Origin of the sequence: Amycolatopsis sp. NPDC059021, from assembly GCF_042739895.1 — a bacterium.
Classification (GTDB): domain Bacteria; phylum Actinomycetota; class Actinomycetes; order Mycobacteriales; family Pseudonocardiaceae; genus Amycolatopsis.
In genome coordinates this window covers 31,040-44,164 of the sequence record NZ_JBHYIQ010000010.1, presented here as the reverse complement: position 1 = coordinate 44,164, position 13,125 = coordinate 31,040, and the positions used below count along the sequence as shown (strand labels likewise).

Here is a 13,125-nt window from a genome sequence, read left to right as displayed (position 1 = left end):
CACACCCCGCCCGCCCCCCTCCCCGCCCCCCGCGCCGGGCGCCCCCCCCGCCCGCGCCCCCCCCCCCCCGCGCGGGCCCCCCCCCCCCCCCGGCCCGGCTACCGGAACAGCCGGTCGCCGGGGGTGGCCATGCGATGGGTGGCGCTGTGCCTGCTCACCCACGTCCGGATGGCGGCGATGGACTGGGAGCACTGCCAGCCGTCGTTGTACTCGGTCACCTGATCCTTGGCCCAGCCGGCGATGATGCCGTTGACGCCCGCTTCGCCGAGCAGTTTGTCGACGTACCAAGGATCGTTGTAGTCGGTCGTCCACGAGAACGTCGCCGCGAGGGCGCCGGAGTCGCGGTATCCAGCAGCCTTCTTCAACTCCGAACAGGTGTAATAGCTGGGCTCCGTGCAGTTGCCGAACCCTTTCCTGATGTCGGAATCGCCGTAGTCCATCGCCCGGCGGCCGTTCGGCAGTCCCGCGCCGTGCTTGGCGTAAACGCCCTGCACCGTGGCGAGTGAGCCGGTGGTGGTGATGCCCTCGAGCGTGCCGAGCCTGCCCTGCAGGCTTTGCCAGCCGCGTCCGCCCACGTCCGGGGTGGCGCCGCCGTGGTACTCGTAGAATCCGTACAGCACCTGGATTCCCGCCGCCGTCAGCTTCTGCGCCTTGTCCCGCAGGCCGGCGACACTGCACGCGCGGTTGGGCTGTTCCCCGCAGTAGTTGGGATCCTTGATGTCCAGCCAGACCAGTGACAGCCGCCGTCCCGCGCGTGCCTCGGACACGATCAGGTCGAAGATGCTGTCGGCGCTGGGCCCGTGACGGGTCTCCCCGGCCGAGGAACAATCGTGATAGGCCCGCCATTCGTTCGGGTTGTACCAGGAGCACATGTCGATCTCGACGGCGTTGGCGCCGTGCTTGAGCGCGGCACGCACCCCGTCCAAGGTGTCGACGCGGTGCGCGATGGCATACACCGGCCGCTGCCCGGCGGCCGTGGCCGGGGTGACACCGAGGAATCCGGCCCCGAGAACCGCGCACAAGGCCGTGAGAACCGCCCGGCCGCGACGTCTGTGTCCGAACGCTGTCTCCCTTGTCGTAAAGCTCCGCTTGCCCACCTTCATGAACGCCTCGCTTCACCTTGGTGTCCTGCGTCACACGAGCGCACCGAGCGTCCAGCGCCGCCACCGGGAAGACCAGTCCCTGCCAGCGACTTTGCCCGACCTCACTGCCGTTCTTGCCCGGAAAGGCCAGCCGTTCGGCCGATCGGACGAGCGGTCCACTGTGGAGTGACGCGGTGACGGCCGCCGATGGGCGTGTAACCCGTCCCGTATCTCCTTCTCGGGAGCAAGCACGTGTCGGCCGAGTGACAAGGAGAAGCTGCATGTCAGGGAGAACGGCGGGAATCGGCTTCGCGATGGCAGGCGTGGTGGCGTTGTCCGTGAGCGGGCGCGGTCTGGCCGTCACGTCACCCGCGATGGCGGCCACGACGCACTACACGCTGACCCTCGGCCCGGACGCGGTACAACGGTACGCGGGGATCAACGACAATGGGGATATCATCGGCGTCGGTCAGCAAGCCGGAGCTCAGAACGGGGAAGGCTTCGTCCTCAAGGCGGGCACGACGACGCCGGTGTTCCTTTCAACGGCGGCCGACCCGGGCAATACGCGACAATTCACCACACCGCACGCGATCAACGCCCACGGCGTGGTGGCCGGGGACGTCTTCCCGGCGGGCAGCGCGAACATCCGCCGGGCCACCCGGTGGCCTGCCGCGGGCGCCACCGGCGTCGACCTGGGGGTGGACCCGGATCAGCCCTTCTTCGACGTGGAGGCCACGGGAATCAACGACACCGGCCTGATCGCGGGCAGGACCGTGGACCCGGCCGACAAGGTCACCGCCTGGACGGTGAGCGGGTCCGCGGTCACCCGGCTGCCCAGCCTGCCGGGCGGACTGCAGGCCAGGGCCCTCGCGGTGAACAACACCGGCCTGGTGGTGGGCTCCTCGGCCATCTCGGCGTCCGCGGTGTCCGCCTCCGCGTGGCAGAACGGCCAGGTCCGGAACCTGGGCACGTTGCCGGGTGGCGACTTCGCCGAAGCCGACGCCGTCAACTCGGCCGGCGTCGCCGTGGGCGTCTCCAACACGACGCCGAGCGGCGACGGTATTGGGCTGCACGCGGTCAAGTTCTCCGGCGGGACCGTGACCGACCTGAACATCCCGGGCACCAGCACACTGGCCAACGCCACCGCCACCGCGATCAACGACAGCGGCGTGATCGTCGGCGCGCTGCCCAACGGCGGCGCGTACGTCTACCGGAACGGAGTCGCGACCGACCTGAACACGCTGATCCCGGCCGGCTCGGGGTACCACATCGTCAATGCCACCGGGGTCAACGACAAGGGTGCGATCGTCGGCGTCGCACGGAAAGGATTCGGCGGACGCACCTTCGGCGTGCTGCTCACCCCGGCCGCGTAACCGGCTTGGTTCACGGGTCGGCCGATGCGGCGTCAGCTGTCTGTCCTCAGTGGACACTTATGGTCTTCTTCCTGAGCGCGTTGTTCAGCATCCTTGGCGGAGGCGTGCCGCACGCCTCCGCCAACGACACCGCGGCGCCGCAGCCGCTGGGCAGCGTACCGAATGCCTCTGCCGACGGCGCCGCGGGCAAACCGATCGCCGGGTCACCCCACCGTGCGGTGAAAAGCCTTGCCCACTCGCCGCGTCCGCGTGACATTGGCAGGGGAATATCCGTCTGAGTTCAGGAAGATGTCTGCATGCTTCGTAGCCTTCGCCCAGGCCGCGCCGCTCTGTTCGGTGCCTCGCTCCTGGCGGCCGCGCTCACCGTTCTCACAGCCCCTGCCGCCCAGGCATATACAGCCAAGGCTCCCAACGGGAACCAGGGCTGGAAATCCCATGCCCCCGGTCGCATCACGTGGAACCGGGTCGACACCGATGCGCCGGCATTCGCCGTGACCCTGATGAGGGCGCAACCCCCGTATCACGCCCTCATCTGGCCTCACGTCGACGGCGGAAGCCCCGGGGCGAACCATACTTACCACATCCCGCCACCCCGAGGGGGATGGCCGGTAGGTAGGCACTTCCGGGTCAAGTTGGTCGATGTGAACAAACACGACATCATCTACAGCCAGTCGAGCGAGTTCACCATCACGCCCTAAGAGCGTGTCTCTCCGCAACAACAACTTGCTCTGACACACAACAGAAACAGCGGTCAGTCACAGTTGCGCGTCGGTTTACACACGCCGAGTTTCACTCGATCGTGTCGAACACATGTTCTATCCGACGCGGTATGATGGTGACGTGTCCGAGAATCTGTCCACTCTGGAACCGCCGCAGGAGCTGTGGCGGCGATCCGGTCGTGAACTCGCCGACGAGGTGCGTACGCGACTGGAGGTCATGTGGCGCCTGGACGCCGAGCTTGGTCAGTACCTCGCGGAGATCGACTCTCGTGGTGTGTCCAAACTGTACGGTTATGGATCCACCGCGGCGTGGTTTGCGCACATGGGACGGATGTCGCGTGGTGACGCCAAAAAGTATCTCGATCGTGCCCACGGGTTGAATCCCGGCCGTAACATCGACGGTACCGAACTCCCCGCGGTGGCGCCCGCAACCGGCGCCGCCGCGCTCGACGGTGAGATCGGTCCGCATCACAGCGAGAAGATCCTCCGGTTCCTGAAGAAGGTGCCGAGCTTTGTGTCCGATGAGGACAGAAGCAAGGCCGAGAAGATTCTGGTGGAGCTGGCTCGTCACGCGTCGCCTCAAGAGGTGGTGAAGGCTGCTGATGAGTTGCTGGCGCGGATGGATCAGGACGGGGAAGAGCCGAAGGATCCGGATCCGCCGGAGCGGAAGCCGGAGTTGCGGGTGCGGCAGCGGAAAGACGGCTGGTTCGACATCGACGGACAGCTCGACCCCATCACCGGAACCCGGCTGAGCACCCTCCTCGATCCGCTGGCCACACCCCGGCCTGCCGGGGAGGACAAGTGGCCGGACCTGCGGTCCCCGTCGCAGCGGTACGGGGAAGCTTTCGGTGAGGCTGTCGCGATGCTCGCCAACGTGCCGGACGTGCCCGGCGGCGACCGCGCCCAACTCCTCGTGACAGTGACACTGGAAGACTTGAAGTCGAAGCTGGGCACCGCCTGCCTGGACATGGTCTCGCAGATCTCCGCCACCGAAGCCCGGATGCTCGCCTGCGACAGCCAGATCATCCCCGCCGTCCTCGGCACCAAGGGCGAACCGCTCGACCTCGGCAGAGCCAAACGCCTCGTCACTCCCGCGCTACGCAAAGCGTTGATCATCCGGGACGGCGGCTGCGCTTTCCCGGGCTGTCATCGCAAGCCCCGGCATTGCGACGCCCACCACGTGCTCGCGTGGATGAACGGCGGACTCACCATCCTCCGGAATCTCGTGCTGCTCTGCAGTACGCATCACCGGCTGCTGCACAAAGCCGATTGGTCGGTCCGGATCGCCGAGGACGGGCTCCCGGAGTTCATTCCGCCAGATTACGTGGATCCGTTACGCACCCCCAGACGCAACATCCTCCACCTACCCATCACCGCATAGGTAGCTTTCCCAGCCCCCCCCCTTGGGATTTTCTCAGTGGGGATGGTGGGGTGTGTTGTGCTGGGGTGAGGCGTGGGGCCCCTGGTGGGACTGGATTTGCGAAGATCAAGTCCGAGGATCCAGAGGGCCCCACGTGAGCACCCCTAATGCCACCCTCGATGTGGCGCACGAGCTGACCCTGTTCGTGGCCGGTGTACTACGTACCGAACGCCGTCGCCGCAAGACCCGCCGCCCGCGGCGGGTCTTGACCCCGTTCCGGCAGGCGGTGCTGGTACTGCGCTGGTTCCGCGACACCATCCCCGGACACCGGCTCGCCACCGACCACAAGATCAGCATCGCCACCGCCTACCGCTACCAGCACGAAGGCATCACCGCCCTAGCAGCCCACGCCCCCGACCTGCACCAAGTCCTCGCCGACCGTCACACCCCGGGGCGACACGCACGTGATCCTGGACGCCACCCTCATCCACACCGACCGCGTCACGGCCACCACCACCAAAACCACAGGAAAAACCGCGGCCAGACCGTGCACCTGTGGTACTCCGGCAAACACCGCGCCTTCGGCGGCAACCTCCCATTCCTGACCACCCCCGACGGGTTCCCGCTCTGGGTCTCCGACGTCGTGCCCGGCTCCCGCAACAACCTCGGCGCCGCCCGCCACCTCAACAGCACCGGCCCACTCTGCGCCACCGCCCGCCACGGCCTGAAACCCCGGCCGACAAGGCCAACCACCCCCGCACACCGACAACCTGCACCACACCCGCCTACGCGCCCTCAGCGAACGCGCCATCTCCACCCTCAAAACCCGCCGGAAACCCTCACCCACATCACCCTCTACCCCAAACACATCGGCATCATCACCCAAGCCGCACTCGTCCTCACCCACCCCGAACACCACAACCGCCACCGAGAAGACCTCAATGGGTTTTTCATCCTGTTGCTACTGTCAGCTGAGGTTGGGCAGGTTGTGGTTGTGCTGCAACGGAATCGCCGAGCGGGCATCGATCGGGGCGGGAACGTGGCGGAGCGCCCGCTGTCTCCCGTCCGGGCATCGACACGTCCTATCGCGGCGGCCACGACTCGTTGGTGCTGGTATCGGCAATGCTGTGCGAAGACGAACGCCGCCGGGCCCAGTCAAACTCAATGAGACCTCCGCGAGCAGGCGGGGCGCTAGTCAACGAAACCCCGATGAAGTCTGCTCAGCAGACGAGCCTGCTGGGCCGCGAGCTCTAGTGAACAGTCCGGATGTGCCCGCCACGGGCGTTCAGGTGGTATAGGTGGGTTTCTGGACAAATCTCACGCTCCGCCGCGTGAGTTCGTCCGGAGTTCGCGGGGAAGGTCGCCGACGTGGTCGGCCTGTGTCTGGATCCGCCGGGTGGTGCTGTCAATCGACGAGAAGACGCACCTCGCCCAGGTTCCCGGTAGGACTGCTGGTGATTCGTCCAGCCTCCACTCCGAGACTTTCGGACATCTGTTCCTTTACCTTCGGGCAACTTCGGCTGACCGGGCGAACTGAGTCCCTGATCGTGCGTCACTGGTGTCGAAATCATGGTCGCGACCGCGGCCGGCGTTCTAGACGGATTCGGAGTGTTCGCATGAAGGTTCTGCGGAAAGCACTTGTCATCGGAGCGGCCGCGGGGCTGGCCGGAATCGCGCTTCTCGGAGGCGTGCTGCACGCCTCCGCCAGCGACACCGCGGCGCCGCAGCCGCTGGGCAGCGTGCTGCACGCCTCCGCCGACGGCGCCGCGGGCACGCAGTCGCTGAGCGGCGTGGTGGAAGCCTCGCACCAGCAGCCGGTGTACGCGATCGCACACCGGGTGGACACCCTCGACGGGATCAACGCCGCGATCAAGCACGGGGCGAACGGCATCGAAGTGGACGTCTGCGCGTGGTGGGACCCGAACGAATGGCGCGCGCACCACGACTGCCCCGACAAAGGCGGGACACGCGAAGGCCCGAACATGGACGACTGGATCGAGCGCGCGATCCAGCAGTCCGGCCCCGACCACAAGCTGCGCATGGTCTGGCTGGACATCAAGGACCCCGACTACTGCGGCGAGCAGCCGAGCCGCGGGTGCAGCGTGGCGGGGCTGCACGACAAGGCGCAGAAACTGGTCCAGTCCGGTATCCAGGTGCTCTACGGCTTCTATGGCTACCACGACGGTGAGAAGGGTGGACGCGGCTGGCAAAGCCTGCTGGGCAGGCTCGGCCCGCTCGAAGGAGTCTCGGTGACCGGCACGGTGAAGTCCGTCGAGGACACCTTCCGCGATCACGGCAAGGGCGGGATACGCGATCACCAGCGCGTCATGGACTACGGGGACACGGACATCGCGAAGGGCTTCGGCGACTGCACCGAGGCCGGCTACAACACCTGCACCGAACTCAAGCACGGCGCGGACGAGCGCGATGCCGGCAAGCTGGGTGCGACGTTCGCCTGGACCACCACCTTCCACGATAAGTCCTATGTGGACAAACTGCTCGGTGTCGCCAAAGTGGACGGCATCATCGCGGGCTACGCCGACAACACCGGGGCGAAGGACTACGCCGACACTCCCGAATGCGTCAAGGCCATCGCACTCGTCCGGGACTGGGTGAGCGCGCACGGCTCGACCCATCACATGGCGAACGCCTCCGATCGGCTGTACCCCGGCCACTGACGCCCCCGCTGCGCTGTCCTCCGAAAAGTCACAGGGCGCCGCAAGCACGAGCGGCTGGTCCAGCACCCGAAGCACACCCGACTTTCAACGGTTTCGCGACGAGCCGGCGGGTATGTCGTCGATGTTCAGCCGCAACCACACGTCGTCGACGAGGACATTCAGCTCAGGGCCCCGGCCGACCGCGTATGCCGTCCTGGGCAAAGGCCGCCCGTTCGGCTGGACCAGCCGGTACTCGCCGGTCACCCGGAACCGGTCGCCGTCCAGGACGCCGGCCACCAGCCGGTCGTGGTCGGGCCGGTAACCGCCGTACAGCGCGACGCGAGAGCCGCCGACCACGAGAGCCTTGGCGCCGCGGACGTCGTTGTGCCATCCCGTCACGGTGTCGTTCTGGACCCGGACGATCGGAAAGTCGTCGTAGTAGCAGGCCCACGCCGTGTCGCCGTCGACGTTGAGTGCGTAGCAGTCCTCGATCGACCCCAACGCGCTGTCGCCGGGCAGAGAAAACCGCCAATCATGGGTCAGGGCGGTGGAGAAGCGCGTCAGCCCACTCGCCCCCAGCGGAGGCCTGCCTTCCGAATGGCCCCAGCCGAAGTTGCCGTAGATCCCTTCGTCGAAGTATCCCACCCACGTCTCGCCCCGGCGCGTGGTCTGCACGTGCTGGATGCCGTCACCGAGGGTCTCCCCGAACACCACCGCTCCGTCGGAGTCGTACACGATCGCGTTGCGGTCCGGCCCTTCCGGCCGCAGCCGGCACCGGGAGCCGACCACGAGCACCCGGCCGTCGGGCAGCGGCTGCACGGAGGGGTAGGCCACCGAAAGAGACGTGATCCGTGCGGCGATGGCCATGTCCGGCGTGTGCACGGTCACGCGTGCCGTCACGGGCCTGGACGTCCGGGGCTCGGGGAAGGTGGCGCCTCCCGGAGCCGTCGTCCGCACCGTGAGTTCCGACAGGTCCTCCGGCGCCGCCCACAGCGCCATGACCTCGCCCGACGGGCCGGCCGACGCGGACACCAGCTCATCGCCCGCTTGCGGCGCCACGAGCCGCGCATGGTGACGGGCTCGGAGAGTCGCCCGCCGTGCCTTCTTCTTCTGCCGCCGCTGAGCCCAGCCTCTGATCACGGACATATTCGATCACATCGCCCGGCTACCAGCCGGCGGCGGCGCCGTCCTTGCGGTGATCGGACGCGGCCCGGTAGATCCCGTTGACCGGTCCGTTCGCCCCGGTCGGCGCCGGCCAGTCGCCCGCCCGCTCCGGGGTGAACGCGATCGCCTGGTAGCCGCCCATGCTGCTGCTCGAGGGCGGGAGGAGGTGATGGCCCATCGCGGCGAGCGGGGCGCCGACAAGTTCGTGCAGTTCCCGTTCGAGGACAAGGCGATCGTGGAAGTGGTCGTGGTGGAAACGAGCGGCGTCGGTGGCGGCCTGCGGGTTCATGCCGAGGTTGACCATGTTGACCATCTCGAGCGCCTGCGCCTGGGCCTGTTCGCTGCCGCCCATGTTGCCGAAGGAGAGCACGGGCCTGCCGTCATGGGTGACGAAGGCGGGCATGAGGGTGTGGAAGGGCCGTTTGCGGGGCGCGACGATGTTCGGCGAGGCGGGATCGAGGTTGAACAGCGCGCCGCGGTTCTGCAGCGGGAAGCCGTATCCGGGAACCGTGACACCCGAGCCGAACGTGTCGAAGTTGCTGTAGATGAACGACGTCATGTTGCCCCAGCGGTCGGCGGTGGTCAGGTAGACCGTTCCGGAGTTGACCGCGCCGGGCACCTGGGGCGGGTGGGCGCGGGCCGGGTCGATCCGGCGGCACAGCTCGACGGCGTGCGCGTCGGAGAGCAGCATGTCCAGGGGCACGGGGACGAATCGCGGATCACCGTTGTAGCGGTTGAGATCGTCGTAGGCGAGCTTCTTGGCCTCGATCAGCAGATGCCAGAACAGCGGCGACCGCGGCCCCAGCTTGGCCAGGTCGCAGCCGAGCACCGGGACGAACTGCTTGATGACGTTCAGCATGATCAGCGCGGCGAAGCCCTGGTTGGCCGGTGGCAGCTGATGCATCCGATAGCCGTGGTAATCCACGGAGATGGGCTCGACCCACTCGGCGTGGAACGCGGCGAGATCGTCCACGGTCATCGCGCCGCCGAGGCGGCGGCTCTTCGCGACGATGGCACGGGCGATTTCGCCACGATAGAAGGCATCCTGCCCCTGCCGTTGCAGGGCGCGGTACGCACGAGCGAGGTCGGGGTTGCGGAAGATCCCGTACAGCGGGGGCGCGTTCCCGTCGACCAGGAACGTCCGCGCCGAATCGGGATCCTCACGCAGCAGCTCGACCGCGCCGCCCCAGTCGTGGTGGATGCGCTCGGTGAGCCCGAAGCCCTGCGTGGCCAGCTCGACCGCCGGCTGCAGCACGACGTCGAAACGCTTGCGGCCGAAGCGTTTCAGCAGCTGGTCCCAGCCCTCGACCGCGCCGGGCACGGTCGCCGAGTCGATTCCCGTGTAGGGCATGCCGTTGGCGGCGGTGCGGCCTCGCGCGCGGAAGTACTCCGGGGTCCACGCGGCGGGTGCCCAGCCGCTGGAGTTGAGGCCGTGCACCCTGCGGTCGGCGGCGGAATAGTGCAGCGCGAAACTGTCCCCGCCGATACTCGCGCTGCCCTCTTCGACCAGTCCGAGCACGGCCGCGGTGGCCACCGCGGCGTCGGCGGACGTGCCGCCCTCGGCGAGGATCCGCAGCCCGGCCTGCGCCGCGACCGGCTGGCTGGTGGCGACGACGCCGTTGCGGGCGACGACCTCGGCCCTGGTCTGCCCGCCCCAGCCCGCCGGACGGTCCCCGCGCACGGCGGTGATGGCGGCCCCGGGTTCGGGGATCGCCGCGGTCGGTATGCCGAAGGGTGTCGGGCTGAGCGTCGGCCCGGTGGCGGTCACCGGTTCGGCAGCCGCCGCGGGGCTCCCCTCGCCGAGCGCGGCCACCGCGAGAGCGGCGCCACCGGCCTTGAACAGATCCCGGCGCGAAGGCCTGACCGGAGTGTCCACGAGCCCTTCCTTTCCCCGCCGGGCGCGTCGGAAAGCCGCCTCGTCGAGCCGAGATCGGTAGCCTGCCGGGATCATAGGCACCACGGCCGGGGAGTTGTCCAGACAAATCACGCGGTCGGCTCCCGGCGTTCCGGCACGGGGCCGGGCGACCGGCGGCACGCTCTCGACTAGATTGCGAAGAGTGTTCAGCCACGTGAAGAGGCAGCTCCGGCAGGTGGGCGAGACCGATCGCGAACTCGTCCGGCTCAGCGCCGCGCTCCCCCGCACCAGGGCTGACGACGTGCTCACAGCGATCAGCGTCGCCGCGAACAAGGGCAGGCTGTGGTGGGCGGTCGGCGCGGTCCTCGCCACGCGAAAGGGCGCGACCCGCCGCGGCGCGTTGCGCGGAGTAGCCGCCATCGCGGGTGCCAGCGCATCGGCGAACCTCGTCTGCAAGCTGCTGTTCCCCCGCCGCAGGCCTGCCGCCGAGGAGGTCCCGGTGCACCGGAGGCTCACGAAGCGGCCGACCTCTTCGTCGTTCCCGTCCGGGCACGCCGCGTCCGCCGCCGCGTTCACCACGGCTGTCGCCATGGAATCGCCGAAGGCCGGGCTCGCCATCGCGCCGCTGGCCGCAGCCGTCGCGTACTCGCGGGTGCACACCGGCGTGCACTGGCCGAGCGACGTGGGTGCAGGGGCACTCATCGGTGTCGCCGCCGGGCTCGCCACCCGGCACTGGTGGCCGCTGCACCCCGATGTTCCCGCCCGCACCGCGCACGACGCCGAAGCGCCGCTCATGGTCGACGGCGAGGACATGCTCGCGCTGGTCAACCCGAGCTCCGGGGTCGACGGGCAGGACCCGACCGAGGACGTCCGCTACGCCTGGCCCAAGGCGACCCTGATCTACCCCGACCCGGCCACCGACATCCGCACCCAGCTCGAATCCGCGATCGCGGCGGCGGGCGGTACCGTCCGCGCGCTCGGTGTCGCGGGCGGGGACGGCACGGTCGCCGCGGTGGCCTCCGTGGCCGCCGAGCAGGGACTTCCGCTGGCGCTCATCCCGGCCGGCACGCTGAACCACTTCGCGCGCGACGTCGGCGTCCGATCGATGCCCGACGCCGACGAAGCCACCGAAAACGGGTCCGCCGTCGGAATCGATCTCGGCGAGGTCGAGGTCGACGGGCCCAGCGGCCCCGACCGCCGGTGGTTCGTCAACACCGCCAGCCTCGGCGGATACCCGGAAATGGTGCGGGTGCGGGAAAAACTCCAGGAGCGGCTGCCGAAATGGGCCGCGGGCGTGATCGCGCTCGTCCGCACGCTCCGGCACGCGAAGCCGCTCCGGATCGAGCTCGACGGCAAACGGATCGCGGTGTGGCTGATCTTCGTCGGCAACGGCACCTACGCGCCGAAGGGCGTCGTGCCGAGCCGTCGCCCGGCACTCGACACCGGCCTGCTCGACGTCCGGTACCTGCGGGCCGACCTGCCCTACTCGCGGGCCCGGTTCCTGCTCGCCACCTTGACCAACTCGCTCACCGCGAGCCACGTCTACCGGGAAGCGGACGTGGCGGAACTCGACGTCCGTGTGCTCGACGGAAACCGCAGGATCGCCACCGACGGCGAGGTCGGCCCGCTGGGCAACCACTTCCGGTTCCGGTCCCGCCCCCGCGCGCTGACCATCTACCGCAATCACCCCTGACTATCCGAAGTGGATGGTCAGGGGAATTCCCGCGCGACCATTCTAAAGTCGTGAATGGCACATTGAGGACGTTCACCGCGCCGTGAATGCGCCATTCACGGCTCTTTGACCTGACACGGCAGGGTCCATCCTTTCGTAGGTACAGCACCAGGGTCGCCCGTTCTACATTGAACTCGCGCCGATTCTCCCGGCGCACACTCCCCACCCTTATTTCTTTTTCTGCATGCCCGAAGAAGGAGCCGAAATGCAGATCAGAAAATCGTCGGCCATTGTCGCCCTGCTCGCCGCGGCCGGACTGGCGGCGACCGTCACGCAGGCTTCCGCGGCCGTGGACTCGCCGAAACACCACGCCAAGCACGGTATGGGCCTCGACCTCGCCGGGCTGAGGGCCGCCAAGGCGTCGAACGCCTTCACCGCGCACGCCGCCGCACTTCCGGTCCGCGAGCGCGTCGGCGCGCCACCCGCGAGTTACGACCTGACGAAGTACGCGTTGTCACCCGGCGACCAGGGGCAGGTCGGCTCCTGCGTAACCTGGGCGACCGGCTACACCGGATACGGCGTGCTCATGAAGGAACAGGGAATCGCCGGTTCGCCGATGGCCCCGATGTTCATCTACTCCCAGATCGCCAAGGGCAACGACCAGGGCACCTGGGCCTCGGTCGCCCTTCCCATGGAGCAAAAGCAGGGCATCGACACCAAATCCCACTACTGGCAGGGCGATTTCGACTACACCACCCAGCCCGACCAGTCCGAGCGCACCAATGCCGCGCACTACAAGCTGTCCGGCTACACCGAACTCCCCACCAGCGGCAGCGCGGCGAAACAGGCCATCGAAAACGCCATCTCGCAGGGCCAGCCTGTCCCGATCGGGTTCACCGTCCACCAGAGCTTCATGGACCTCGACAGCTCGACCGCGAGCGACTACTCGTACCTGCCCGGCGACTCGTCCAGCGACCCCGTCGTCGGCGGCCACGAAGTCACCATCGTCGCCTACAACCAGCAGGGCGTGAAAATCGAGAACAGCTGGGGCAGCGGCTGGGGCGCGAACGGATTCGTGACCGTGCCGTGGGAATTCTTCAACACCGGTGACGTGGACGAAATCCACGCGATGGGCAAGCTCGTCCAGAACTGAACGCCCAACCCGGATGCCGGTTAGTGCGCCGAAACGCCGCCGCACCGCCCGATAGCGGCCGTCACCCGCCGACACAGATAAGCAAAATCG

Annotated in this window: 8 protein-coding genes and 1 pseudogene; 6 read left to right on the top strand and 3 right to left on the bottom strand. The window is 68.2% G+C overall.

Features of this window, described 5'->3' with window-relative positions; translation table 11 throughout:
* Positions 1-98: 98 nt before the first annotated feature.
* The gene (locus ACFWX1_RS08045) at positions 99-1,022 is read right to left on the bottom strand and encodes a hypothetical protein (RefSeq protein WP_378385061.1); all 924 of its coding nucleotides are present in this window, start codon (positions 1,020-1,022) and stop codon (positions 99-101) included.
* 341 nt (positions 1,023-1,363) lie between these two features.
* Here ACFWX1_RS08045 and ACFWX1_RS08040 point away from each other — a divergent pair, with 341 nt between their 5' ends.
* The 4 genes and pseudogenes from ACFWX1_RS08040 to ACFWX1_RS08025 all read left to right on the top strand — a co-directional run bounded on the left by ACFWX1_RS08040 (position 1,364) and on the right by ACFWX1_RS08025 (position 7,212).
* Positions 1,364-2,455, top strand: coding sequence for a hypothetical protein (locus ACFWX1_RS08040; RefSeq protein ID WP_378385059.1), 1,092 nt, complete (start codon positions 1,364-1,366; stop codon positions 2,453-2,455).
* Positions 2,456-3,295: 840 nt separating this feature from the next.
* Positions 3,296-4,555: a DUF222 domain-containing protein gene (locus ACFWX1_RS08035; RefSeq protein WP_378385057.1), complete on the top strand. Its 1,260-nt coding sequence runs from the start codon at positions 3,296-3,298 to the stop codon at positions 4,553-4,555.
* 133 nt (positions 4,556-4,688) lie between these two features.
* Positions 4,689-5,459 (top strand): annotated as a pseudogene (locus ACFWX1_RS08030) (IS5/IS1182 family transposase); the annotation flags it as partial.
* Positions 5,460-6,150: 691 nt separating this feature from the next.
* Positions 6,151-7,212: a hypothetical protein gene (locus tag ACFWX1_RS08025; protein WP_378385055.1), complete on the top strand. Its 1,062-nt coding sequence runs from the start codon at positions 6,151-6,153 to the stop codon at positions 7,210-7,212.
* An 84-nt stretch (positions 7,213-7,296) separates the two neighbouring features.
* On the opposite strand, the gene ACFWX1_RS08020 is transcribed toward ACFWX1_RS08025, so the two are convergent.
* Positions 7,297-8,337, bottom strand: coding sequence for a hypothetical protein (locus ACFWX1_RS08020; protein ID WP_378385053.1), 1,041 nt, complete (start codon positions 8,335-8,337; stop codon positions 7,297-7,299).
* Positions 8,338-8,356: 19 nt separating this feature from the next.
* Entirely contained in the window at positions 8,357-10,231 is a 1,875-nt protein-coding gene (locus ACFWX1_RS08015) for a gamma-glutamyltransferase family protein (RefSeq protein WP_378385051.1), read from the bottom strand.
* Between the two features lie 193 nt (positions 10,232-10,424).
* Between ACFWX1_RS08015 and ACFWX1_RS08010 the strand changes: the two genes are divergently transcribed.
* Positions 10,425-11,903: a bifunctional phosphatase PAP2/diacylglycerol kinase family protein gene (locus ACFWX1_RS08010; protein WP_378385049.1), complete on the top strand. Its 1,479-nt coding sequence runs from the start codon at positions 10,425-10,427 to the stop codon at positions 11,901-11,903.
* Positions 11,904-12,147: 244 nt separating this feature from the next.
* Entirely contained in the window at positions 12,148-13,035 is an 888-nt protein-coding gene (locus ACFWX1_RS08005; protein ID WP_378385047.1) for a C1 family peptidase, read from the top strand.
* Positions 13,036-13,125 lie beyond the last annotated feature (90 nt).

Coding starts and splice junctions, on each gene's coding strand:
- ACFWX1_RS08040 (WP_378385059.1), top strand. CDS start 1,364: ATGTCAGGGAGAACGGCGGGAATCGGCTTCGCGATGGCAGGCGTGGTG.
- ACFWX1_RS08025 (WP_378385055.1), top strand. CDS start 6,151: ATGAAGGTTCTGCGGAAAGCACTTGTCATCGGAGCGGCCGCGGGGCTG.
- ACFWX1_RS08020 (WP_378385053.1), bottom strand. CDS start 8,337: ATGTCCGTGATCAGAGGCTGGGCTCAGCGGCGGCAGAAGAAGAAGGCA.
- ACFWX1_RS08005 (WP_378385047.1), top strand. CDS start 12,148: ATGCAGATCAGAAAATCGTCGGCCATTGTCGCCCTGCTCGCCGCGGCC.